14 protein-coding genes are annotated in these 25,153 nt (G+C 71.0%); 2 read left to right on the forward strand and 12 right to left on the reverse strand.

The annotated features are described in order from the left end of the window. Both ACZOOI_RS04020 and ACZOOI_RS04025 read left to right on the forward strand, forming a co-directional pair. The gene (locus tag ACZOOI_RS04020) at positions 1–2,073 is read left to right on the forward strand and encodes a hypothetical protein (protein ID WP_465279429.1); all 2,073 of its coding nucleotides are present in this window, start codon (positions 1–3) and stop codon (positions 2,071–2,073) included. Further along, positions 2,070–8,045, forward strand: a complete 5,976-nt coding sequence (locus ACZOOI_RS04025; RefSeq protein ID WP_465279430.1) for a hypothetical protein — start codon at positions 2,070–2,072, stop codon at positions 8,043–8,045. The genes ACZOOI_RS04020 and ACZOOI_RS04025 overlap by 4 nt, the downstream gene beginning before the upstream one ends. 325 nt (positions 8,046–8,370) lie before the next feature. On the opposite strand, the gene ACZOOI_RS04030 is transcribed toward ACZOOI_RS04025, so the two are convergent. The 12 genes from ACZOOI_RS04030 to ACZOOI_RS04085 form a co-directional block, all read right to left on the reverse strand. Continuing rightward, entirely contained in the window at positions 8,371–9,057 is a 687-nt protein-coding gene (locus ACZOOI_RS04030) for a TetR/AcrR family transcriptional regulator (protein ID WP_465279431.1), read from the reverse strand. Between the two features lie 267 nt (positions 9,058–9,324). Further along, positions 9,325–10,872, reverse strand: coding sequence for an MFS transporter (locus ACZOOI_RS04035; RefSeq protein WP_465279432.1), 1,548 nt, complete (start codon positions 10,870–10,872; stop codon positions 9,325–9,327). A gap of 424 nt (positions 10,873–11,296) precedes the next feature. Next, a complete protein-coding gene (locus ACZOOI_RS04040) occupies positions 11,297–12,628 on the reverse strand; it encodes a serine hydrolase domain-containing protein (RefSeq protein WP_465279433.1) in 1,332 nt (443 codons plus the stop codon). A gap of 184 nt (positions 12,629–12,812) precedes the next feature. After that, positions 12,813–14,459 (reverse strand): helix-turn-helix transcriptional regulator, encoded by a 1,647-nt coding sequence (locus ACZOOI_RS04045; protein WP_465279434.1) that lies wholly within the window; start codon positions 14,457–14,459, stop codon positions 12,813–12,815. A gap of 197 nt (positions 14,460–14,656) precedes the next feature. Further along, complete coding sequence (locus tag ACZOOI_RS04050; protein ID WP_465279435.1) at positions 14,657–16,162, reverse strand: carboxylesterase/lipase family protein; 1,506 nt, start codon at positions 16,160–16,162, stop codon at positions 14,657–14,659. 29 nt (positions 16,163–16,191) lie between these two features. Further along, positions 16,192–16,950 (reverse strand): maleate cis-trans isomerase family protein, encoded by a 759-nt coding sequence (locus tag ACZOOI_RS04055; RefSeq protein ID WP_465281108.1) that lies wholly within the window; start codon positions 16,948–16,950, stop codon positions 16,192–16,194. A 104-nt stretch (positions 16,951–17,054) separates the two neighbouring features. Next, positions 17,055–18,032: a fumarylacetoacetate hydrolase family protein gene (locus ACZOOI_RS04060; RefSeq protein WP_465279436.1), complete on the reverse strand. Its 978-nt coding sequence runs from the start codon at positions 18,030–18,032 to the stop codon at positions 17,055–17,057. A 43-nt stretch (positions 18,033–18,075) separates the two neighbouring features. Beyond that, entirely contained in the window at positions 18,076–19,185 is a 1,110-nt protein-coding gene (locus tag ACZOOI_RS04065) for a cupin domain-containing protein (protein ID WP_465279437.1), read from the reverse strand. After that, positions 19,182–20,231 (reverse strand): carbon-nitrogen hydrolase family protein, encoded by a 1,050-nt coding sequence (locus tag ACZOOI_RS04070; protein WP_465279438.1) that lies wholly within the window; start codon positions 20,229–20,231, stop codon positions 19,182–19,184. Before ACZOOI_RS04070 ends, ACZOOI_RS04065 begins: the two co-directional genes overlap by 4 nt. Positions 20,232–20,253: 22 nt before the next feature. Continuing rightward, positions 20,254–22,644 carry an oxidoreductase gene (locus tag ACZOOI_RS04075; protein ID WP_465279439.1) on the reverse strand — a complete coding sequence of 797 codons (2,391 nt, stop codon included), beginning with the start codon at positions 22,642–22,644 and terminating at the stop codon, positions 20,254–20,256. A gap of 130 nt (positions 22,645–22,774) precedes the next feature. Then, positions 22,775–23,296: an acyl-CoA thioesterase gene (locus tag ACZOOI_RS04080; RefSeq protein WP_465279440.1), complete on the reverse strand. Its 522-nt coding sequence runs from the start codon at positions 23,294–23,296 to the stop codon at positions 22,775–22,777. After that, positions 23,293–24,981 carry an AMP-binding protein gene (locus tag ACZOOI_RS04085; protein WP_465279441.1) on the reverse strand — a complete coding sequence of 563 codons (1,689 nt, stop codon included), beginning with the start codon at positions 24,979–24,981 and terminating at the stop codon, positions 23,293–23,295. Before ACZOOI_RS04085 ends, ACZOOI_RS04080 begins: the two co-directional genes overlap by 4 nt. Between the last annotated feature and the right edge of the window lie 172 nt (positions 24,982–25,153).

A 25,153-nucleotide genomic window follows, 5' to 3' on the forward strand; every position in this document is an offset into this window, starting at 1 on the left:
GTGGTCGAAGCGCTCGGGCGCGGGCGGGTGGTCTGGCGCGAGGAGCCGCTGTTCGGCGCCGAACTGCTGTACGGCACCGCCGCGATGTCTGTCGAGCACCGCGCCAGGATCGAACGTTTTCTGGGCGATGTGGCGGGAGTTCGCTCGGCACCACTGCATCCGGCGACCGCCTGGAACGCCCTGCACTTCGATTTCGACCCGGCGCAGGGCTGCTATCGCGACGTACCGGACGCCTTCGTCGATGTACAGACGTCCCTCGAGGCGCTGCCCATAGGCGCGTTCGTCGAGCACACACGCAATCACCACACCTTGTGGGGCGAGGTCGTGGCGGTGTTCGGCGACGAGGCACGAATCTGGGACGAGGACGGCTGGGTCGATCCGCACGCGTGGTTCCCCACACGCGAGGTCCCCGTCTCCTCGGACGCCCCGGATCCGTTCCTTCGCGAACGTGTCATCGTCGACTGGAGTGCCTTCCTGGCCTGGGAAGGGGGTGAGGGAGCGGAACTTCGCAGGTGCCGCGAAGGAAGGCGAGGATCATCCATCGATCCGTTCGGCCATGTCTGCCGGGCCGCCCCCTGTCGCAGGCCCGCTCCCGGTTCTGCCGGGATTGCCGTGGACCTCGACGCCTACGCGGATCACCTCGTCCGCCACCGCCGCCGACTACTCGACCTTGGCGTATTGGCCGGTCTGTTGGACGACCCCGAGGACGAACGACTGTTGCGTAAGGCGGTGCTTGCCACGCTCAGGACGGTGGCCGAGATAGTCGAGTCCGCACCCGGGATGCTGAACTGGGCGGGGTACGCGACGCCAAAGGCGCGGTTCGATGCCCGCATGGCCTCCGCCGGCCCTTTCGGAGGCGGCGACCTGCGAGACTTGGCCTACCGGGTCACGCATGCAAAACCCGGAGAGGACCGACTCACCGCGATCCTTCCCGCGCTGACGTCCTACGCGGCGTCGTACCGGACCCGAGACGGCAACGGCGAGGACGCCGCCTGTGCCGGGGCGGCACTCGCCGAGACGCTCGTCCACGCCCACTTGGCCATTGCACGCCAGGCGGCGGGGCCCGGGCGCCACGGCAACGTCGCCCTGCACGAGCCGTGGCAGGGTGGCGGAATGTGGTTGGTGTCGCCGGTGGACGAAGACACGCCCGGGGACGATGACGAGTTCGATGTCACCCGGTACCCGGACAGCCTGTTCGTCACCTCGGTGAGCCTGACCGCCACGGTGCTGGACCAGGGCATCATGCCGCTGCCCGCATGTCGCAGCGATGAGTGGGGTGATCGGCAATTCGTCCTGGTGGAGCTCCACGCGGAGCCCGATCGCCCGCTGCTCCCTGCCGAGGCGTTGCAACAAGCCTCCGTGGAAGATGGCGCTCTACTGTTCACCTGGCCCATGGTGGTGCAACCGGGGCAGCGAGCCGTCGCTTGTTGGGCCCCCGGAGGTGCCCGGGTGCGCGTCGACCTGCCGGGGCCGCACCGCACGGGCTCCGGCACCGGTAGAAGCACGTTCGACGACAACATTCGCGGTGCGGTACTCACGAGGATCCGATTCGCCGGGGAGAGCGGGCCGCAGGGTGAACGCAGCCTGCGGGCGGATGAACTCATGACCGCCCTGCTCCTCGACCATCGCGACGTGGACGAGGCACTGCTGCGTCGGACCGTCGCTGCGGCATGCACAACGCTGATCGATGCCGGCCTGATTCACGTCACCGTCGGCGCCACCGATTCATCCGTTCACACCGGCCTGGTGGCACATCGAGAACCCGACACGTTCACCTGGTGGCCGCCGGAGGCGGGGCAGCATGCCACCGCCACTCGTGCGACGGCATCCGAGAACGCAGAGTCGGTAGTTGTCGGCCTGCACACGGTCGCTCCCTTCCTGCGGGTTCTGCCCGATGGATGGCGGGCGTCCGCACAGGCGTGTGCGGAGTACGCGGAATACGCACGTCTGCACGGCGAGGACCCGGAACTGCCCCCTGGTACGACCTTCGTGCGTCGGCACAGCCGGGGTGTGCGCCACGACGCCCCCGAGATGGAACCCGACCACCGCCCCGAGCAAGGGAGCCTGCGATGACCGTGAGGCCGACGACCATGGACGACCGGATCTGGGCGGCGACGTTTCCCGAGGAGATCCAGGCACTGCGCGAGGACCCGAATCTGTCACCGACGGACAAGCACATCGTCGAGGCCAAGGAAGCGGTCGCAAAACGATTGGCGAACCTGGGCGACCCGTTGAACGACTGTGTAGCGCTGGTATCACCCCAGGCGCTCGTCGACGCGATGTGGCGGCTGCCCAACCCTCAACGCACCTCGTTGCTCCGTGATTTGATGATCCCTCCCGCGCGCAAGCCCACCCGCACCGCGGCCGAACACGCACTCACCCTGCTCCGCCGCTTCGACCCGCAGCGGCGGCACCGAATCGCACAGCTCCTGACGCGCCCGATCATGGATGTCCTGGCACCTGCCGGACCCGGTTCGTCCCCGGTGGACGATGTGCTGCGGCAGACGCTGGACAATGTGACCTTCGACCGCAACCTCGTTCGCCTCGCCGTGCTGTCCTGGTGGGGAGCCGGGCCGGCCGCCGCAACGCTTCTGCGCGTCGCAATCACCGACGCGCAACTGGCACCGGAGAACTGGGACGTCGCAACCATCGCGGAAGTCGAGGCGGGCTGCCGCGAGTTCGTCAGCGCGTGCGGGGATTTCGCGGAAGAACCGGACATCTCGCCGGGCGACTCCCCGATGGCCGTGGCGGCGGAACCCGAGTTGTGTGAGCTGGACCGGGCCATCGACGCGGCCCGGTGTGCCCTCGACGCGATGCAGGCTGCGCTGGCAGCCGGTCGGCCCCCGGCCGATGAAGACGTTTCGGACATCGACTCGGTCAGGACGGCCTTTCGGACGACGCGCGTCAGGATCGGCGAGGATCTCGGACTGCCCGTCGAGGAGATCCCCGACTCCAGACGCGGCATGGCCGAGCTCCTCCAGGCCCGCCGGACGGCAGCCGAGGCGGAGAACGTGGGCGAGCTGGAGCGCATCGCCGTGCTTACCGGCCCACCGAATCGGGCCGAATCCCTTGCCGCAGTGCAAGCCGAGGCACGGGCACTGGCCTCTGACGCGGGGACATGGGACGAGGGACAGCGTGCGCGGGCGCAGGCGCTCGCCGGCCTCGTGCAGCTCGTGGATGCCGTCGCCCGGGACGCGGACGACGACACCGTGGACATCCTCGCCGACAGTGTGCGGGCGACTCTTCCCGATCCCAGCCTGGTCACCGCAGCGTTGCGCGGTCAGCTCTCGTTCACGGAAACGGCCGATGCGGAGCCGGTCGGGCCCGCCCGCGCCGCTTCCGAAGACACGCAGGACGCCGTCCCAGCTGCCCCGGACGGTCCCGGTACGGAACCGGAAGCCGTCGACTCCGGAACAGTCGACTCCGGTACCGCGGAGGGCACTTCTCCTTCGCCGGACCCGGAAGCGCCCGCGGCGACCAAGCCGGGCGAACCGGTGGTGACCGTGTCCTCTCCCGTGCGGGCGGGAGAGGACACGGTCACCACCGACGCGGACCACCTGTCGGCCGCAGTGCGCCACGAGGTCGTGCCCGCCGCGCCGACCACGATGTCGGCCGATCGGGTCTCGGCGTTGTTCGCGAACCTCCTGGAGACTCAACGGCTCGGCTTGGCACACCACTTGGCCGGGACGCTCGAATTCGCGGCGGCCCGCGATGGTGATTTCGCGGCGGGCTGCTCCGGCGTCCTCGAAGCGTGCACCTACGCGGAATCGGTGCGCGGCGACTCCGGCGTCCTCGGTGAGCGCCTGCGCGTCGGACTCGCGGGCGTCGACCCCGCGCGCCTGCGGCCCGGTCGCGTCACACAGTTGCTCGCCGTGGCCGCTGCCACCCGCGCCGCGGTGCTCTGCGGACACTTCACGCAGGACCTGCTGCGCGGTGCCACCACAGGAATGTCGGACCTGCCTGCGGTCCGCGCCGTGGCCGAGCGGATCGCCACTGCTTCCGAGCAGGGTGCCTTGGCTCAGCCCGAACGGCTGCGCCTGCTGAGCCCCATCTCCGACGCCGATCGGCTCGCGCGCGGAAGTGCGGACGCGGCCGATGCCATGCTCACCCGCCCGCGACACTATTCGTTCGGGCGGGCGAATGTGATCGCGGACCGCTGGTGGCACCCGGAGAACGGCCTCATCGGGCAACTCCTCGCAGCCGCGGCGACCAACGACCGCGGATACGCACCACAGACCGCCGCCACGTTGCGCCGACTCAGCAAGAGCGGGGCGTTGGAGGACGAACTCGCCGCCGTCGATCGCGCGTTCCGGGAACCCGGCGCCCCTCGACTGGAGGGGGCCGCTCGCAACCGGCTGCTCGAATCGGCCCGGGAATCGCTGGCGTTCGTCCGGCAATGGGTGCAGGACACCCAGCATGCCGCGGCGGCCACCGTGGACGCCGACCCGTGGAGCGCACGCCCACTGAAAGAGCTGCGCGATGCGCTGCTGGCCTGCCGCGACGAGGTTCGGGCGGAGCTGGACCGGTACGCCGCGACCACCGCAGACACGGTGATCCCGGCCGTCGCGCGATTCGTGCGCGACAGCCTGGACACGACCATCGCACTCTTCGACGGACGCACACTGAGCGGACCGGACCCGGAACCCGCGTTGCTGCTGAATGCCGAACTCTTGAGGTCCGCACGGGTGCGACTCACTGACGACGCGGCGCTGTGCGCACCGGCAACCGCCGAGGACATCGCGCGCGCGGTGACCACCGATGCGCGCACGGCCTTCCTCGCCCGCGTGGACGCCGCTGACTTCGGAGGCGCGCAACTGCTGGCCGAATCCCTGTCCCGGACCGACCGGCAAATGCTCGGGGACCCTACCGCCGACTGGTTCCAGGTCATCACCAAGAAGCACGAACTGGTCCGCCGTGAGCTGCGGGACCGCCACACGGCCGTCGGCAGGGCGGTGGACAGCGCCGCACGGCACGGCCGGCTGGTCGACGCGGACCGCAGCCGACTGGGGGCGGCACTGGCCGTGGCCGACATCGAACGCAGCGACCTGGGCACCGTCGGCGCTGAACTCGATGCCGTCGAGGCGGCACTCGAAGAGTGTGCGGCACATGCCAGGGCTTCGCTCAACGAGGCCCTGGCACTTGCGCTCCTGAACCACGAGGGTGTGGTCGCCGACGTTCGGGACGCCATCGAATCCCGGGTCGCCGAGGGGGACCTGGCTACCGCGGAGGAGTACCTGCTCAACGCTAAGGACGGCATCCTCCCGCCGGACGGCGAAGCCCACGACGAACTCGGCGAATACTTCCCGGCCGTCCCGGACGCGCTTGCCGACGGGTTGAGCGAAGCGGTGATCCGCGCGGCCGAGACCGGGGAGCGCTTCGGGCCGCTGGACTACACCCGTCTGGGCGCCGACGAACGCCGAAGCACCGGCGAGGCGTTCCGATTGTGGCGGGACGCCAAGGATGGACTCCGCACCCGGCGCGGCGACCCCACGTCCTTCCTGCGCGCGCCGTTGCGCCTGGCGGGCATCGAGTACGCGAACTGGAAGCCCAGCCCCGACCTTCAGGACACGCCGCCGCAACGGCGATGGGTGGACCTGGTCAACGTCCGCCGGATCGGTGACCCCCTTGTCCCGACGTTCGGTTCGAAGATCGGGAATCGGTTGCGGCTTCTCATGGTGCGTGAACTGACGGACGTGCGAACCATCGTGAGCTGGGTCCGCCAGGACGCCTCGGACATCCCCGTCCTGGTCTGCCTGTTCGGTCCGTTCTCCGCCGCGCACCGTCGGCAACTCGCGGACGAAGCGGTCCGGAACCGAGACAAGCCGATCGCCGTACTCGACGACACGGCCCTGGCCTACCTCGGCAGCCGCGGCTACCGGCGCATCAACGCCACCATGCGACTGCTCCTGCCCTTCGCCGCGGTGAACCCGTACTGCCCCAGCGTGAACGAGCGCGTCCCGGCCGAGATGTTCTACGGCCGTCAGGCCGAGCGCAGCGCACTGATGGACCCCGGAGGCACCAGCCTCATCTACGGGGGACGGCAATTCGGCAAGTCGGCACTCCTGCGCGCCACGGAACGTCACTTCGCCGGTATCGCGGACTACCTGGGGGCGTACGTGTGCCTCCCGGGCGCCGGGGACGGATCCGACGTAACACTGCGCGAGGCATGGTCGCGCATTGGTGGGGCGCTCGCCGAACGCGAGGTGATCGTTCGGCGCAAGGGGGCCATCGAACCGTTCAACGCCGACAATGTCGGCCGCGACGTCCGCGCTTGGCTCGGTGAAGACTCCCGTCGTCGGCTGCTCCTCCTGTTGGACGAATGCGACTCGTTCTTCGAGGCGGATGCCAAGACGGGTTTCCGGGAGACGGCCCGACTCCGCGACCTGATGAACGACACCGACCGACGGTTCAAGGTCGTATTCGCCGGTCTCCACCAAGTGCAGCGCTTCGCGGGCCTGCCCAATCAGCCACTCGCCGACGCGCACTTCGGGGCGTCCACGGTCATCGGTCCGTTGAATCCGAAGGCGGCACACGACCTCCTGCGCGTCCCGACCGAGGCAATGGGCATCCACTTCGAGAGCGACGCACTCGTGCACCAGATCCTCACGCACTGCTATTACCAGCCGAAGCTCCTGCAACTGGCCGGCGAGGCGATCGTCGACGCGGTGCTCACGCTTCGCGCCGAAACACAGGCGTCACCGCCATACCTCGTCAACCGCAAGCTCTTGGACACGGTGCTGTCCGCGGAGACGTTCCGCACCAGTGTCGCCAAGGCCATCGAACTCACCCTCAACCTGGACAGCCGGTACAAGCTGATCGCTCTGGTCATGGCCCACGCTGCACACGAGGGGCGCCGAGGGAGCATGACCACGGCGGAACTCAAGGCCGAGTGCCGCACGTGGTGGGAAGCCGGGTTCGAGCGGCTCGCGCCCGAGGAATTCCGCGCGCTGCTGGAGGAGATGGTGGGTTTGGGGGTACTCGCCCGCGTTGGCGACCAGACCTGGCGGGTTCGGTCGTCGAACGTGCTGCGCATGCTGGGCACGGCGGAGGCGGTGGAGGATGCCCTCTGCAGTGATCGGTGGACGACCATCACGCGGCTGTCCGCTTCCGCGTCGCGCACCAGGTTGCGCAGCGGCAAGACCTCGCCACTTACGTGGCGCCAGACGACGGATGTGCTCGGTGAAGGGCTCAACCAGGTACGCATCGTCCTCGGAACGCCGGCCACATGCGTCGGCCGAGTGATGCCCGCGCTCCGCGAGGCGGCCGAATCCGCCGCCGACCGCTTCCGCTACCACGAACCCGTCAAGGTCATCGACTACCGCAAGGCGTTGCGGTGCGAGCAGCCCGACCGCCGACACCCGGTCATCGTCGACAACCTCTGCGGGTGCGACGACGAGACGGTACTCAAAGCGGTGAGTCAAGCGCTCGAAACCGAACCGCGACCGGGGCGCACCCGCGCGGCCACCATCGTCGTGGACGCGAGTTACGCCGACGTCCTCCTCGCGGTCACCGACCCCGATCTGCGCTCCGATCCGGGGAGCGTCGTCTCTCTCACTCGCCTCTCGGCGGACGGGGTGTGGGCCTGGGGCACCGCGGACGGGCGGGAGAGCTCGTTCAGCACCGAGGCAGACGTCCATGTCCTGCTGGAACGCACCGGTGGTTGGCCGATCCTGCTCGATCTGGTCGAGGAACGGTTCGCCGAGCCGGGAGTTTCGGCAGCCGCGGTCTGCGACCGGCTCGACGAGTACTTGAGGGACCCGCAATCCGCACGTGGGTTCCTCGACGCCACCGGGGTCACCGCCGATCCGGACGTCCGCGCGGCTTGGCAAACCGTCGTGGAACTGGGCGAACCTGCGACGCGAGAGCTGCTGGTGGAGTTTCTGACCGGCAACGGCGTCAGCGCTCCCCGCGCCGATGCCCTGATCGACGCATTGCTCGCCTTGGACCTGTTGATCCCGGCCGGGGAAGGTCTGAGGGCCGAGCCGGTGGCCGCGGGCGCGTGGTCCGTGACCGGGCTCGGGGATGTGTCCACCGCACGAGGGTGACGGGGGCTATGCCCCGACGGTGCCGTCCGGGTCGACGTCCGACACCGGGTGACGGGCCGTGGGGCGGGCTCCGAACGTGTGGATATCGGCCGCCGCCTATCCTCTTCGTCTACGTCGGGAGGTCGGTCGCAGGACGAACTACGCTCGTATGTATCGCTTCGGGATGACGCCCTGGGAGTCCTATGGGCAAGCGGCACGTTCGAGTGTGCGGTCGGCTCGCCTTCCTCAGTGGTCGTGTCCGCCGTGGGATGAGGCGAAGGGCCGGTCGGCAGCGCGGGCGCTGGTCGCCCATCTGCCCGCCTGCATGTCGGAGTTGGCTCGTCGGTCAGTTCGGTGGCCGTGCGGCGGCCGGCTGTCGGGGGAGAAGAACGGCGGTGATGCCGGCCAGGACTACATCGAGGCTGATGGCGAACTGGGCGTCCTGGTCCGGGGTTTCCGGGGTGCCGGCGGCCAGGAGGGGCAGTGGGCGGTCGGTGCTGTTGCGGATCAGGGTCAGGAACGATTCGTACGACTCGGCGCCCTGGGCTCCTTGGACGACCACGGCACGGGCGTCGGCGGAGGCGAGTTCGGCGACCACGCCGAGGGCGCGCACCGCCGATACGGCGGTGAAGCCGTCGCGCACCATCGCTTCGAGGGCGCGTTCCACGTGGGCGAGTTGGCGATTTCCGGCGACGCGTTCCAGGAGCACGTAGTCCACGGGGGTCCCGTGGGCGATGAGGGTGTCCCGCATGACATGGGCGAAGGCGGATACCCAGGTGCGCCAGTCGGCGTCGTGGGCGGGCATCCATGCCTCGTCGAAGGCTTCGTCGAGCCGGGCGACGGCGACCAGCGCGAGCATCTCCTCGCGGTCGGCGACGTGGTGGTAGAGGGTGCCGCGGGGTACGCCGAGCCGGTCCGCGACGGCCTGCATGCTCAACGGGCGGCCGGCGGCGACGAGTTCGAGCGCGGCATTGATGATCTTGTGGCGATCGATCAGGGGCGGCCGTCCGGGGCGCCGTTTGATCTCGCCCATGCGACGTCCTTTCCCGGTCCGCCCGTCGGACGCTCACCCTACTCGGTGGTTCCGCACGGAACAGGAATAGGAACGGAAGTCCGCGGTGGCCGAAGTCACGACACGCCGCCCCTGCGGCCTCTATCGCCACCCGCCACCTGACCCGCTGCCTCGAACTCCTGACGTCGATCGCAGAAGCCGCGAAGGCCCCGCAACCTGCGGCACTGGCACGGCAGTTGCCCACCTGGCACGTTCCGCCCGCCGGGCACGGTACCGCCCACCCGCCGGTCACCCGGTCGGCCCGGGGCCTCCGCCGCGCAGCCGTTCCAGGTCCGAGGCGCGCACCTGGATGACGAACAGGGCGACCACCGCGGCGATCACCGCGAAGATCGCGGCCACCACGAAGGCCGCGGAGATGCCCGTGGTCAGCACCTGGTGACTCCACGGGGCGGGCAGTTCGCCCGTGCGCTCGAAGTTCGCCCGCTCGACCGGGCTCGCCTGCGCGAGGAAGTCGGGCACCTGTTCCTTGGCCTCGTTGCGGTTTGCCGTGCCGAAGACGGTGACCAGGATGGACAGTCCGAGCGATCCGCCCACCTGCTGCATCGCGTTCAGCAGGCCGGACGCCGCACCCGAGTCCCGGGCGGCGACGCCGGACACCGCCATCAGCGTCAGTGACACGAACTGCATGCCCATGCCCACGCCGAACACCAGCGTCGGCCCCAGGATGCTCCCGGCGTAGGTGCTGTGGATGTCGGTACGGGTGAGCCAGGCGAGTCCGGCCGCCGCCAGCAGCGCGCCGCCGACCATGAACGGTTTGGGTCCGAAACGCGGCAACAGTTGCGAGGTGACGCCCGCGCCCACCGCGATCACCGCACTGATCGGCAGGAACGCGAGACCGGCCCGCAGCGGGCTGAAGCCCAGGATGTCCTGCACGAACAGGGTCAGGAAGAAGAACATCCCGAAGATCGCCGCGGCCAGGCACAGCATCATGCCGTAGGTGCCCGCCCGGTTGCGGTCGGCGAACATCGCCAGCGGAGTGATCGGCTGCCGGGAGTTGCGCTCGATCACCAGGAAGAGCGCGAGCAGCACCACGGCCGCCCCGAACGCGGCCAGGGTCAGGGCGTCCCGCCAGCCCTCCTGCGCGGCGCGGATGAAGCCGTAGACGAGCGAACTGATCCCGAGCGTGGAGGTGAGTGCGCCGAGCAGGTCGAAGTGGCCCGGATGTCGCTCGGACTCGCGGATGTAGCGCGGCGTGGCCAGCGCGATCAGGACGCCGATCGGCACGTTGACGAAGAAAACCCACCGCCAGTCCAGCCACTCGACCAGGATTCCGCCGGCCAGCAATCCGATCGCGCCGCCGCCCGCGGAGACCGCGGCGAACACGCCGAAGGCCCGGTTGCGGGCCGGGCCCTCGGCGAAGGTGGTCGTGATCAGTGCGAGCGCGGTGGGCGAGGCGATCGCGCCGCCCACCCCCTGGATCGCTCGGGCGGCCAGCAGTTGCGGGGCGCTTTGCGCGAATCCGCCGAGCAGCGAGGCGAGGGCGAACAACAACACGCCGAAGATGAACACCCGCCGCCGGCCCAGGATGTCGCCGGCCCGCCCACCGAGCAGCAGCAGGCCGCCGAAGGTGAGCGTGTAGGCGTTGAGCACCCAGGACAGGCTGGTGGTGGAGAACTCCAACGAGCGCTGGATGTGCGGCAGGGCGATGTTCACGATGGTGATGTCCAGGACCACCATCAACTGACACGAGGCGATCACCGCGAGCGCGGCGCCACTGCCGCCGCTTCGCTGGGAGGCCGCGGCGGTCTGCGAGGGTGACGCGTACGGTTTCGCCATGATGGGTCCTGCGGTCCTGCGCTGCCGGGGCCGCGTCCCTGCGGCGCCGTCCGGCGGGAGGGGCGGCGGACCGCCCACCCCGGGCGGTGTTCCCGCCCACTCGTTCGACCGTAAGCCCGGACCCGCACCCGCACCACCCGGCGGGCCGTCGCCGCGTCGGGTGGTGCCCCGGTCGGATCGCCGCTCGGGTCCCGGTGCGGCGCATCCGCCGCGGCGGCGGGTCGGTACGGGGAGGGAGGCCGGGATCTCGGTGGCCCCGCCCCTGCTCCCGGGCCACCCGGTGGATGCGCCGGCCCACCGCCGGGTCGAGCTTCCCCGGCCGAACGGCGGGCGGACGCCTTCGCCGTACGCCGCGCCCCCTGGGCCCGCTTCGTCCGAGCCACCGCGCGGGCGTGACCCGCGCGGTGGCCGGCGACGTGAGGGGTCAGGCCGTCTTCGGGGTGGCGCGTACGCCCATGTGGATGTACCGGGAGCCGTCCGCGAGTTCGTAGAAGACCACGTTGTCCCACAGCGGGCTACCCTCGCGCCGGCCCACGAACGTGGTCGCGTCGACGGGTACCAGGTCCCAGTGCATGTCCGGCGAGATGTCGGCCAGCGCGCCGGTGACCTCGATGTGCAGGTGCAGCTTGCCGTCGTCGTTGACGCTCACCTTGGCGAGGCAGCCCACCCGCTCGTACGTCCCGACGTACCCGGTGACGTCCACGTCCACCGGCGTCTCGGGCGGGCCGAGCTGCTCCGGCATCTCGATGTCCGCGAGCGCGGCGAACAGCTCGCGGCCCAGCGCGCGTTGGATCGCACCGGAGTCGCCGCCGTTGACCAGCAGGCAGACCACCGTGCCGGTGTCCGGCACGACCCAGAGCATCGCGGACTGGCCGATGGTGTTGCCCGCATGCAGGATCACCCGGTGCCCGGACCACTCGTCGAGGATCCAGCCGATCCCCCACTCCGGCGCGAGCGTGTACGGGTTCGGCAGGCGCACCTGCGGCACGGTCATCTCGCCCGGCGCGGCCAGCAGTTCGGTGCCCAGGTGGGCCCGGCCGAACTCGACCACGTCGCTCGCCCGCGCGCAGATCAGCCCGGCGGGCCCCATCGACCGCGGCAGGCCCCAGACCGTGGTCGGGTTGCCGTCCTCGACGTGCCCGGTCGCCGCGCCGAAGCGCAGCACGTCCTCCGGCAGCGTCCAGGTGTGCGTCAGGCCCAGGGGCTCGCATATCTGCTCGCGCAGCGCCTGGTCCCAGGTCTTGCCGGTCAGCCGCTCGATGATCCGCCCGGCGATCACGAAGCCGGAGTTGCAGTACGAGAACGACTCCCCGATCGGGTGGATCTGGGTCAGCTCGGCGCAGGCCGTGAGGTACTTCTCCAGACAGTCGTCGCCGCGCCCGGTGTCCGTGAACAGGTCGCCGTCGATGCCGGAGGTGTGCGTCAGCAGGTGCCGCACGGTCACCGTCTTGGTCACCTCGGCGTCGACGACCTTGAACTCGGGAAGCAGGTCGACGACCGGCGTGTCCAGCGTGAGCCGGCCCTGCTCGACGAGCAGCATCAGCTGGGTCGCCGTCCAGACCTTGGAGACCGAGCCGATCTGGAACAGCGAGTCGGTGGAGACCGGCGTCCCGGTGTCCTTGTTGAGCACTCCGGCGGCGAAGGAGTGCACCTCCCCCTCGTGCAGAAACGCCAGGCTCGCACCCGGCACCTCGTATTCGGCGATCAGCTCGACGAGGCGGGCATTCCAGTACGCGGGTTCGACGGTTGCGGTCATGGGACCTCTTTCGCAGGTGGGCCGGGCGGCGTACCGGCACGCTACGCCGACCGGGCGCTCCGGCTCATGGCCGTGACGACGAACCCGAGGGCGACCCTTGGTGCGAACGCACAAGTGCCCGCGCCTCGCCACGAGCGCACCACGAGGGCACCGCCGCGAGGGCACCGCCGCGAACCCCTCGGCGTCAGCGCGTCGCGGTGGTGTGACCGACCCGGACCAGGCCGGATTCGTATGCCACCACCACGGCCTGGGCACGATCGCGAAGCGCCAGCTTGCCCAGCAGCCCGCTCTCGTACCGCGCGACCGTCGGGCCGTCGATCCGCATCGTCTCGGCGATCTCGCCGCTTGCCTTGCCCGCGGCAACCAGGCGCAGCAGCTCGATCTCCACCGGGCTCAGGTGGGTGAGCGCGGCGGGAACGGCCCCCGCCCTCGGCTCCCCCGTCGTGCCACCGACCGGCTCCCCGGCCGACCCACCGCCCGACCGCGCAACCGGCTCGGCGACCGGCCCCGCACCCGACCCGCCGACCGGCCCCACAACCGGCTCGACGGCAGGTTCCACAACCGGCTCGACGACCGGTTCCACCGCCGCCACCGGGATGCTCGCCGCGACCCGGAATCCACCGCCCGCAACGTGCCCCGCCTCGAACGACCCGCCGTGCACCGCCACCCGCTCGCGCATCCCCAGCAGCCCGTGCCCACCACCGGTCATCGCGTAGCCCCCGCCGTCACCGCCGCCGCTGCCACCGTCGTCACGGATCTCGATGGCCACCGCATCCGGCAGGTACTCCAGCCGTACCTGCGCCATGGCCGCGCTGCCGGCGTGCTTGCGGGCGTTGGTGAGCGCCTCCTGGGTGATCCGGTACAGCGCGAGGCCGACCGGCAACGGCAACTCGCGGCGCGTGCCGATCACCGAGAGCTCGGTCGGCAGGCCGGCCAGACAGGATTCGGCGATCAGCCGGTCGAGGTCGTCGACGCCGGGCTGCGGGGCCGAGGGCGCGGTTTCCGGATCCTTGTCGCTGCGCAGGACGCCGAGCAGCTGGCGCATCTCGTCCAGCGCGACCCGCCCCGATGCCTCCAGCGTGAGCAGCGCGCCGCGCGCGGCGTCGAGGTCGCGTTCCAGGCTGGCCCGGGCGCCGCCGGACATCAGATGCATCGTGGTGATGTGGTGCGCCACGATGTCGTGCAGTTCGCGGGCGATCCGCCGGCGCTCCTCGGTCAGCGCCCGCTCGGCCAGCAACTCGCGGTTGACCTCGACCTGGCCCTGCCAGTGCCGCACCGCCGCGCTCGCGCCCACGACCAACACGGTCGCCACGAGATCGCCGCTGATGCTGTAGAAGAGCGGCATGTCCGCGTTGGCGTAGCCCGACGTCTGGGCGGCCATGGTGAGCACCGCGGCCGCGGCGACCGTCCTGGGCCGGCAGGACAGCCCGACGGTGTACAGCGCGACCGCCAACACGAAGCCGAAACGTTGTCCGATGTCGCTGAACAGGTTCAGCCCCACCTGGAGGACGAGCACCAGCAGCAGCACCCGGACCGGGGCGCGCCGACGCGCGATCAGGCACAGTGCCGCCGCGACCAGGAACGCGATGTTGCCCGCCGTCTCGCCGGGCCCGGGACCGCGGATGGTGACCGCGTAGCCCAGCAGGTCGACGGCCATCGCCACGACCACGACGAGAATGTCCGCCCGGCTGTGGCTCCCGAATGCCCGGCGCATGCGGGGCGCCCCGGATGCGCCCGATGCGCCCGATACTGCGGCGGAATTCGTGGCGGGAAGATCACGGCCGGTGATCGCCTTGCCGAGCGTGGCCATGGACTTGGGGCCGAAGCCCATCCAGGGCCTCCTTCCATGGGGAACGGCGTGCCAGTATTCCACCGCGACGATCATTGGTCGAAGCGCGCAAATCGCCCGACCCGCCACGATGGCCCACGCGCCCGAACCGACCGCCCCCGACGGGCCGGCCACCGGGGCGGCGCGATGGGTCGGAGCGCGCGAAATCCGCCGCCCCCGATGCGCCGATCCCGACGCGCTCAGGCCCTCCCGTCCGCCCCGCCACCCCCGTACAGCCCACGCTTGGCCGCCCCGACCGGGTCCGTCCCCACCGTGCTCGTCGCCGCGAACCGCATGGTCGCCCGCTCGGGCGTGGTGTACCGCTCCCACGCGGGCAGCCCGGCGTGATTCGGGTCGCCGGTGCGTACGAACGCGATCCACGCGTCGTGCATCGCGGTGCCCAGCTCGTCCAGGGTCTGCGGCTCGACTCCGGCCAGGAACGGCGCGTGTGCCCAGCGGTCCGCGTTGCGGAAGGTGAAGGGCAGCTCCAGGCAGTGCGCCGCGCCGAGCCGGCCCTCGTACGCGGGGGTCGCGTAGTCGAACTGGTAGACCCGGATCGGCCGCCCCTGTTCGGCGCGCGCCTGTGCGAGGGCCGCCCCCGGCAGCCGGAACAGCTCGTCGGAGACCAGGTCGGTCAGCAGTCCGAGCGGGTCGGCCTCCGGGTGCTCGGCCGCGAAGATCTCGTACGCCTCGCCCGCTCGCGTGCCGAACGATTCGGCGAAGCGCGCCCGGACCTGCTCGGCGGTGGCGTTCGCGTACATGTCGTTGGCGCCGAACGCGAAGCCCGCCTCGTCGGCCGTCCAGCCGAGCAGGATGTCCAGATCCGGATCCCCCTCCCCGTCGATCAGTGCCGCCAGCGGATGCCGGGTCATGGTCGAGCCGTCGATCAGCGGCAGGAACGGCACCGGCCACCGTCCCCAGCGGGCCTGCACACCGAACATCGCGATCGTGGCCTCGACCAGCCGCTCCCACGGCAGCGCCCGCAGCTGCGCGATGTCGGCGACGCCGGCCACGTCCAGCAGTGCGTCCGTGGTGCGCAGCGACTGCGCCCGATCGGGTGTGACCACCCCGAACGGCGGGCTCTGCAGGATCGCGCGCCGGAAGAGACCGCGTCCCTCGGGGTGCACGGCCAGTGCCGCCGTGGAGAAGGCGCCGCCCGACTGGCCGGCGACGGTGATGTGCTCCGGGTCGCCGCCGAAGGCCGCGATGTGCTCGCGGACCCAGCGCAGCGCGGCGAGCTGGTCGGTCAGCCAGAAGTTGCCGCACTCCTCCTCGTCGCCGAGACACAGGTAGCCCAGCGCGCCGATCCGGTAGGAGATGCTCACCACGACCAGGTCGCCGTCGCGCGCGAAGGTGTCGCCGGCGTAGATCGGCAACGTGCCGGAGCCGCTGACGAAGCCGCCGCCGTGGATCCAGACCAGGACCGGACGGCGGGCGTCGTCCGGGCCCGGCGTCCAGACGTTGAGGGTGAGGCAGTCCTCGTCGAACGGCGGCGCACCGTGGCCGCCGAGCACCGCGTCGACCCGCCCGATCTGCGGCGCGCTCGGCCCGTACGCGGCCGCGTCCCGCACGCCGTCCCACCCCGGATGCGGTCGGGCCGGACGCCAGCGCAGGTCGCGGACCGGGGCGGCCGCGTACGGGATGCCGCGGAACACCGCGAGGCCGTCCTCGGTGCGACCGCGCAGCGTGCCGGCGGGCAGCTTCACGACGGGGTCGCGGCCGCCCCGGCCCGGTGTCACGTCGCCGGGCCCGCGTCGGCGGAGGCGGCGCCGGAGGGGGCGGCCGGGGTGTCCGCGAACTTCCCGGACAGCAGGTGGCCGGCGCCGGGCGCGAAGGCGGGCAGGTCCAGCGCGCGCAACATCTGGTGCACGGTGCACACCGCGGCCGAGACAACCGGCTTGCCCAGTCGCTGCTCGGCCTCCTCGATCGCGGCCAGCGACGGCATCTGCACGCACGCGGACAACACCACGGCGTCCGCGTCCGCGTATTCGAGCCGCTCGGCGATGCCCGGCAGGCGCAGCGGGTCGTGCGCGGCCACGTCGAGGTTGTCCGGGATCTCCAGCGCCTCGAAGTCGAGCACCTCGATGCCCTCGTGGCCCAGGTACTCCACGACGGTGCGGGTGAGCGGCAACATGTACGGCGCGACCAGGGCGACCTTGCGCGCGCCGATCGTGTGCAGCCCGTGCACCAGCGCGCCGGCGCTGGTGACCACCGGGGCGGGTGCGTTGTTCTCGACGGTCCGGCTGTGCAGCCGCTCCTCGGACACCCGGTGGTAGCCCAGGCCCATGCTCATGATCGCCACGAGGCACGCGTAGCCGAGCACGTCCACCCGCGCGTCGGAGAGTTCGACGGCGCAGCGGTCGGAGTCGGCGTCCATCGCCTTGAGTTGCTCGGGGGTGACGTGCGTCATCCGCATCCGGCTGGAGTGGAACGTGAAGCGCTCCGGCGCGACCGTCTCGCGCGCCCGCAGGATCGCGGGTACCTCGGTTTCCATCGTGACGTTCGAGCTCGGCACGATCTGGCCGATGCGGTAGGGGTGTTGACGCACGGAGGTCCTCCTGCTGAATACCGGAAACGAGGGTGGGGGCGAGCCGCGCGTCAGCGGGCGTCGATCACCGGGTTGGACAGGGTGCCGATCCGCTCCACGGTCGCCTCGACCACGTCGCCGGGGCGCAGGTACTGCGGGGGGACCTGGGCCGCCCCGACGCCGGACGGGGAGCCGGTGGAGATCACGTCGCCCGGCTCCAGGGTCATCCCGGAGGAGATGTCGGCGATCAGGCGCGGGATGTCGAAGAGCATGTGCCGGGTGTTGGACTTCTGCTTGACGTCGCCGTTGACCCGCAGCGACAGATCCAGCGCCTGCGCGTCCGGGATGTCGTCGGCGGTGACCACCGCGGGGCCGAACGGGGCGTAGGAGTCCTGGCCCTTGGAGAAGAACCACTGCCCGGAGCGGCGCTGGTCGCGGGCGCTGATGTCGTTCATGATGCTGTACCCGAACACGTGGTCCCACGCGTCGGCCTCGCTCACCTTGTAGGCGGTCCGCCCGATCACGACGGCGAGTTCGCACTCCCAGTCGAGCTGCTGGGTGAGGTTGCCGTTGTGCAGGATGGGTGCGCCGGGGCCGGTCACGGCGGTGGCGGGCTTGCCGAACAGCACCGGGCGCTCGGGGAGTTCCTTCGCGGTGTCCAGGGTGCGGTTGGATTCGGCCACGTGCTCGACGTAGTTGAGACCGATGCCGATGACCTTTCCGGGCCGCAGCGGCGCCAGCAGCCGTACGTCGGCGCTCGCGTGCACGGCGTCGGCGGGTCGGCCCGCCGGGTCGGCGCTCAGCAGGTCCCGCGCGGTGTCGAACGCCTCGGCGCCCGCGCGGATGAACGAGAGCAGGTCGCCGGGGAGTTCGGTGCCCGAGGCGGCGGCGAGTGCCACGAGGTCGATCACGTGGGCGCCGTCCTCGGCGCCCAGGCGGGCCGACGAGCCGTCGACGGTGTAGGTGACCAGGCGCATGGGGGTGTCCTCACTGTCCTTGCGTCCGGGCGGCGCGGTCGCGCCGCCCGGGTCGTCGTGGGTGTCGCACATCGTTGGATCCACGATCGGGCGCCCGTGCGCGCCGATCGGGGGATCACCGGGTCGGCTGGTGTCCGTCGTTGTCGACGTACGCCTCTTCGCGGTGGAAGCCGAGCGAGCGCATCACCGGGAAGTCGTTGAACGAGAACAGCACCGCGTCCTCGGATGCGTCCAGGTTGGCGTGTTCGTGCCAGGCCCAGGCCGGGACCGCGAAGACGTCGCCCTCGTGCCATTCGAAGCGCTGCCCGCCGACGATCGAGACGCCGTGGCCCTTGGCCGCGGTGTAGACGACCGAGCCGGTGTGCCGGTGTGCCTTGGTCGCCTGTCCGGCGCGCAGGAGTTGGATGTGCGCGCTCATCGTCGGCATCACCGAGCCGCCGGTGACGGGGTTGGTGTACTCCATGATCACGCCGTCGTACGGCGAGCCCTCGCTCGCCTTCGCCAGGTCGAGCAGGGCCTGGTAGGTGGGCTCCCACGGCCAGGCCAGCAGCGGCGAGTACGGCCGGGTCCACCGCTCGGTGCCGTACGGCACCAGGTTGCCGCCGTAGGTCAGGACCGAGCTGTTCACCACCTTGCCGGGCACCTGGTACACGTCCGGGTGTACCTCGTAGAAGCCCGCGTCCAGCGCGTTGACCAGCGGGATGTCCAGGCCGTCCTGCCAGATCACCGGCGCGTCGTCGGACTCGTTGCCGTGCTCGTGCCAGGTCCCGTTCGGGGTGATCGCGAAGTCGCGGGCGCCGACCTTGAGCTTCTCGCCGTCCACGATGGTCCAGGCGCCGGTGCCTTCCAGCACGAAGCGCAGTGCGGCGGCCTGGTGCCGGTGTGCGGTCATCGACTCGCCCGGCCCCATGATCTGGAGTCCGGTGTAGAGCAGGCCCGCCGCCGCGCTGACGTCCCGGCGCCCGGGGTTGACCAGCATCACCACGCGGCGGCCCGCGTCGTCCGCCTTGACCAGGTCGAGCGCCTTGCGCACCAGCGGGCGCAGTTCGGCGTAGCGCCACAGGGTGGGCACCGACTTGGGCTGTGGGTACCACGGCTCGATCTCGTTCGCCACGGTCCACAGCGCACCGGCCTCGCGTTCGGCCAACTCGGCGTAGTAGGCGCTCAGTTCCGGGGTGTCGGTGACGCGGGCCCGGCCGAGCATGTTGTCGTCCTGGGTGGTCATTTCTCCTCCTCGGGGGCAGGTGCGACGGGCGTGGGGGCGTTTTCGTGGCTGAACGTGATCGGCGATCTGGGCCGGTTGTCCACGTTCAGCCGGAAGATGTCGAAGCGGTTGTAGTGGCCGACGATGTCGTGCATCTGCTTGGGCTGGATGCACTTGGCGAGGTCGATGTCGGCGTAGACGATGCCCTCGTCGTCGATCAGCGGTTCGGTGACCGGGCGGCCGTCCGGGCCGAAGATGCCGGAGAGCGCGCTGCGTTCGCGGCCGAGTTGTTTGCGCACCTCGGCGTCGTCGCCGGCGATGGCGTCGACGATCTCGGGCGAGATGGTCGAGCACGCGACGACGGAGAACACCTTGCCCTCGAAGCTGTGCGCGGCGGTGCGCACCGCGATGGCGTCCGCCATGTCGTAGTCGGCCGGTGCCACCGGAAGTGCGATGTAGCTTGCCGCGTGCACGAGTTCGCCCTGGGCGAGCAGGCTGAAGCGGGCCAGCGTGTTGGTGTTCTCGCCGCAGGCGAGCACGCCGAGCGGGCCGATCCCGGTCGGGTGCACGCGCAGCGAGCTGCCGTCGCCGCCGGTCCAGGTCAGCTTCTCTGCCCAGGTGGGCACCAACTTGCGGTGGATGCCGATCAGTTCGCCGTCCGCGTCGATGGTCAGCATGGTGTTGTAGAGCACGCCCATGCTGTGCGGGCCGCGCTCGTTGACGCCGATCACCACCACCGCGCCGGCCGCCCGGGCGGCGGCGCGCAGCGCTTCCACGTGCGGGCCGGGCACGTCGACCGAGGAGCGGTACAGGCGTTCGAACCAGGGCGAGCCCTGGACCGGGTTCATCGTCCAGTTCCAGTACGGATACCCGGGCACGAACACCTCGGGGAAGACGATCAGCCCGGCGCCGTTGGCGGCGGCCTCGCGAATGAGGTCGACCGCCTTGGCCACGGTGGCGGCCGCGTCCAGGTAGACCGGCGCGGCCTGCACGGCCGCGGCCTTGAACCTGGGCGGATTGTCGCGCTGTTCGCCGGTCAGCACGATCGGTGGGGTGGGACTGTCCATGTCGGGCTCCTCGTGGTCCGGGTCAGCGCCGGCCGGGTGCGGCCACCAACGGGGAATGGTGCTCCGGCCGCCAGCGCCGCGGCACCGCTTCGACGCTCTCGCGCAGCAGGTGCAGCCGCGGCGGCACCCGGTCGCTGCCCGGGCCGGGCGGCTTGCGGCTGCCCGGACGCCATGCGCTCGGCCAGGGCGCGCCGGGTCCGGAGTAGCCCTGTTCGGCGGCGGCGTGCAGCGTCCACATCGGGTCGTACAGGTGGGCGCGGCCCACCGCACACAGGTCGGCGCGGCCCGCCAGCAGGATCGAGTTGACGTCGTCGTAGGTGGAGATCGCGCCGACCGCGATGGTCGGCACGCCGGTCGCGTTGCGGATCAGGTCGGCGAAGGGGGTCTGGTAGCCGCGCCCGTAGGCGGGCCGCTCCTGGGGCACCACCTCGCCGGAGGACACGTCTATCGCGTCCGCGCCGGCCGCCGCCAACGCCCGGGCGATCGCGACCGCGTCGTCCTCGGTGGTGCCACCCTCGGCCCAGTCGCTCGCCGAGATCCGCACCACCAGCGGCTTGTTCGTCGGCCACACCGCGCGCACCGCGGACAGCACCTCGATCGGGAAGCGCAGCCGCCCGGCGAGCGAGCCGCCGTATTCGTCCTCGCGCAGGTTGGTCAGCGGGGACAGGAAGCCGGACAGAAGATGGCCGTGGCCGTACTGGAGTTCGAGCGCGTCGAAGCCGGCCCGGTCGGCCCGCGCGGCGGCGGCGGCGAAGGCCGCGGTGATCGCGTCCAGGTCCGTCCGGTCCGCCTCGCGCGGCCGGAAGTCGCTGTTCTCGTCCCAGGCAACCGCCGACGCGGCCACCGTCGGCCACCCGTTCGGACCCAGCGGCACACTCCGACCGGCGGCGTCCGGCACGGTGGTCGCCGCGCGGCGCCCGGCGTGGCTGAGCTGGATGCCCAACAGCGGTCCGTCCGGCGCCTGTTCCTTGACCCGGGTGACCACGTCGCGCCACGCGGCCTCGTGCGCGTCCGACCACAGGCCCGGGCATGCCTCGGTGGCCCGGCCGTTCGGCAGTACGGCCGTCATGCCCGCGAAGACCAGGCTCGCGCCGCCGAGCGCGAGCGCGCCCAGGTGCGCGGACTCGAACGGGCCCGGGAGTCCGTCGCGGGCGGCATACGTGGCCATCGGCGACACCACGACACGGTTGCGCAGCCGGACCGAACCCAGCCGGAAGGGCTGGAACATCGGCGCCGCGTCCACCCGGTCCGGCCGGCCGGCGGTGAACGCCGCGTCCACTCGGGCGACGAACTCGGGGTCGCGTTCGAGCAGGTTGGCGTGGGTGACCCGGCGGCTGCGGGTGAGCAGGTTGAAGGCGAACTGCTCGGGCGCCTGGCCCACCGCGCGGTCGATGTTCTCGAACCACTCCAGGCTGGCCTGCGCGGCGCGCTGCGTGGAGCTCACCACCGGCTTGCGTTCGGCCTCGTAGGCGGTCAGCGCGGCCGGGATGCCGGCGTGCTCGTTCAGGCACGCGGCCAGCGCCAGTGCGTCCTCCATCGCCAGCTTGGTGCCCGAACCGATGGAGAAGTGCGCGGTGTGCGCGGCGTCGCCGAGCAGCACCACGTTCTCGTGGTGCCAGGTGGCGTTGCGCACCGTGCTGAACCTGATCCAGCGCGAGTTGTTCGGGATCAGCCGGTGGCCGTCCAGGTGTTCGGCCAGCAGCGCCTCGCAGCGCGCGATGCCCGCGTCGTCACTGGCGCCGCGCGGCAGGTCGCGGCCGGCGAACTCGGCGAATCCGCCGCGCCGCCAGGCGTCCTCGGCCAGTTCGACGATGAAGGTGCTGCGCCGGTCGTCGAACGGGTAGGCGTGCACCTGCACCACGCCGAAGTCGTGCTTGTCCACGATGAAGGTGAACGCGTCGAAGACCTTGTCGGTACCCAGCCACATGTAGCGGCAGCCGCGTTCGTCCAGGCTCGGCCGGAACGTGTCGGCGTAGCGCTCGCGCACCGTGGAGCGCACTCCGTCCGAGGCGACCACCAGGTCGTGGGTGCGCGCGAGTTCGGTCACGTCCGGGGCCTCGGTGCGGTAGCGCAGGTCCACGCCCAGCGCGGCGCACCGCTCCTGGAGGATGCGCAGGAGCCGCTCCCGGCCCAGCGCGGCGAATCCGTGCCCGCCGGAGGTGAGGGTGCTGCCGCCGTAGCGGATGTCGATGTCGGTCCAGCGGGCGAACCCCTCGGACATCGCGGCGAAGATCTGCGGGTCGGCCTGGGCGATGCCGTCCAGGGTCTCGTCGGAGAAGACCACGCCGAAGCCGAACACGTCGTCCGGAGCGTTGCGCTCCCACAGGGTGATCTCCGCCGCCGGCGAGAGCTGCTTGGCGAGGGCGGCGAAGTACAACCCACCCGGCCCGCCACCGATGACTGCGATGCGCACAGCGTCCTCCAATGTTCCGGGCCTACCCGAGCGTATGTAATAAATTCCACGGTCGTCAACAGGGCGCGATATCCGGCCTGGGTCGAGGGCTCGTGGTTGCCGCCGTTCGAGCCCTCGTGCCGGTGTGCGGTCAGGCGTACGACTCCGGCCGTTGCGGGCCGCCCCGGGACAGCGTGGCCCGGATGTCGTCGGGCCAGGGCAGGGCGCCCTTCGCGTCCGGCGGGCAGTGCACGACGGACAGGCGGCCGGTCGCGGCCATACCCTGGGTGCCGCGCACCTCGAACTCGTAATGCAGCGAACTGGTGCCCACCCGCACGACCCGCAGCGTGGTGTGCGCGGATTCGCCGAACCACAACCGCTCGCGGTAGTCCACCTCGAAGTGCACCCGGGGGATCCGGCCGAACAGGTCGGCCACGCCCAGTCGGCGCAGCAGGACCGCCTCGGCCGCCTCGACCCAGCGCTGTACGGCCGAGTGGTGGTAGTGGCCGGCGGCGTCGGTGTCCACCCATTCGACCCGGCGCTCGATCAGCACGGAGGGCAACGTCGCCGCGTCGGCCGAGTCCTCGGCCGGATCGGCCGGGTCGGGTTGGTCGGGTCGGTCGAGCCGGTCGGTCTCGGTCGGGCGGGCGTCCTGCATCTCGTTGCCTTTCACGAGGCTTCCGGGGCAAGGGAGTTCGCGGCCGCGGCCGGGGGTATCGGCCCGGCCGGCGCCGGCGGTGCGCCGGCCTGGGCCCAGGCGCGCAGTTCGCCGCGCCGCAGCTTGCCGTTGCCGGTGCGCGGGAGGGCGGCGACGAACTCGACGGCGCGCGGGTACTTGTACGGCGCGATGGTCTGCTTGACGAAGGTCTGGATGCGGGTGGCGGTCTCCGCGTCGGCGGCCACCCCCTCGCGCAGCACCACGTACGCCTTGACGATCAGGCCGCGTCTGGGGTCGGGCGCGCCGACCACGCCGCATTCGGCGACGTCCGGGTGTGCGGCCAGGGCGAGTTCGACCTCGGGGCCGGCGATGTTGTAGCCGGACGAGACGATCATGTCGTCGCTGCGGGCCTGGTACCAGAGATAGCCGTCGGCGTCGCGGATGTAGGTGTCGCCGGTGATGTTCCAGCCGTCCCGCACATAGCTGGTCTGCCGCGGGTCGTCGAGGTAGCGGCAACCGGTCGGGCCTTTGACCGCGAGCTGCCCGGGCGTACCGTCCGGCACCTGCCGGCCGTCCGCGTCGAGCACCACGGCCTCGAAGCCGGGTACCGCGCGGCCGGTCGCGCCGGGGCGGATGTCCTGGTCCGCGGCGGAGACGAAGACGTGCAACAACTCGGTCGCGCCGATCCCGTCGATCAGCTCGATCCCGGTCGCCGCGTGCAGGTCGTGCCAGGTCTCCGCGGGCAACGACTCGCCCGCCGACACGCACCGCCGCACGCCCTTGAGCAGGTCGGCCAGGCCGGCGCCCATGATCGCCCGGTAGGCGGTGGGCGCGGTGAACAGCACGGTGACGCCGTACTCGGCGATGATCTTGGCCAGCCGCTCGGGCGTGGCGTGTTCGAGCAGCAGGCTGGCCGCGCCCACGTGCAGCGGGAAGACCACCAGGCCGCCGAGGCCGAAGGTGAACCCGAGCGGCGGGGTGCCCGCGAACAGGTCGTCCGGGGTGGGCTTGAGGATGTGCCGGGCGAAGGTGTCGGAGTTGGCCAGCACGTCGCGATGAAAGTGCATGGTGGCCTTGGGCCGACCGGTGGTCCCGGAGGTGAACGCGATCAGCGCGACGTCGTCGCACGCGGTGTCCACCGCCTCGAACTCGCCGCTCTTGTCCGCACAGCGGCTGGTCAGGTCGGTCGGCTCGGCGCCGCCGTAGGCGAGGGTGGTCAACCCGGGCACGTGGGCCGACGCCAATTCGTCCATGAACCGGTGGTCGCACAGCGCGACCGTGGGCACGCTGATCTCGCACAACGTGGTCAGCTCGTGCGCCCGGAGCAGCGGCATCGTGGTGACCACGACGCCACCCGCCTTGAGCACGCCGAACCAGCAGGCGACCAGCCACGGATTGTTCGGCCCCCGCAGCAGCACCCGGTTGCCCGGCACCACACCGAGGTCCTCGGTCAGCACCCGGGCCACCTGATTCGCCCGAAGCAGCAGGTCACCGTAGGTCCACTGGTCATCGAGCGTGACCAGGCACCGCCGATCGGGACCGAGCCGTTCCACGGTGTCGTCCAACAGCACCCGAGCACAGTTGAGCCGGGTCGGGTAACGCAATTCCGGTAGTTCGAAACGCAGTTCGGGCCACAACTCGGCCGGTGGCAGTCGATCACGACTGAACGTGTCGACGTGAGCAGAAGGGAACAGCTCCATGTGCGCGCACCTCATCCTGGTGTCAGCGGGAGTCGCGGAGCCAGTATCTACCAATCCTGACGACAGTCAATGTAACGCGATAGATTCCCGGGCAACAGCCCAGGACGCATGCCCGGGACACCCTCAATCCACGCAAATCACCACACGTTGGCCTCGCGGGGCGGGGCAGCCG

The sequence above is a fragment of the Embleya sp. L77 genome (assembly GCF_055557415.1).

Bases quoted from the DNA above. Each gene is read 5' to 3' on its own strand.
- ACZOOI_RS04070 (WP_465279438.1), bottom strand. From the start codon at position 20,231: ATGGACAGTCCCACCCCACCGATCGTGCTGACCGGCGAACAGCGCGAC.
- ACZOOI_RS04085 (WP_465279441.1), bottom strand. From the start codon at position 24,981: ATGGAGCTGTTCCCTTCTGCTCACGTCGACACGTTCAGTCGTGATCGA.
- ACZOOI_RS04055 (WP_465281108.1), bottom strand. From the start codon at position 16,950: ATGGAAACCGAGGTACCCGCGATCCTGCGGGCGCGCGAGACGGTCGCG.
- ACZOOI_RS04065 (WP_465279437.1), bottom strand. From the start codon at position 19,185: ATGACCACCCAGGACGACAACATGCTCGGCCGGGCCCGCGTCACCGAC.
- ACZOOI_RS04060 (WP_465279436.1), bottom strand. From the start codon at position 18,032: ATGTGCGACACCCACGACGACCCGGGCGGCGCGACCGCGCCGCCCGGA.
- ACZOOI_RS04025 (WP_465279430.1), top strand. From the start codon at position 2,070: ATGACCGTGAGGCCGACGACCATGGACGACCGGATCTGGGCGGCGACG.
- ACZOOI_RS04045 (WP_465279434.1), bottom strand. From the start codon at position 14,459: ATGGGCTTCGGCCCCAAGTCCATGGCCACGCTCGGCAAGGCGATCACC.
- ACZOOI_RS04040 (WP_465279433.1), bottom strand. From the start codon at position 12,628: ATGACCGCAACCGTCGAACCCGCGTACTGGAATGCCCGCCTCGTCGAG.
- ACZOOI_RS04030 (WP_465279431.1), bottom strand. From the start codon at position 9,057: ATGGGCGAGATCAAACGGCGCCCCGGACGGCCGCCCCTGATCGATCGC.
- ACZOOI_RS04035 (WP_465279432.1), bottom strand. From the start codon at position 10,872: ATGGCGAAACCGTACGCGTCACCCTCGCAGACCGCCGCGGCCTCCCAG.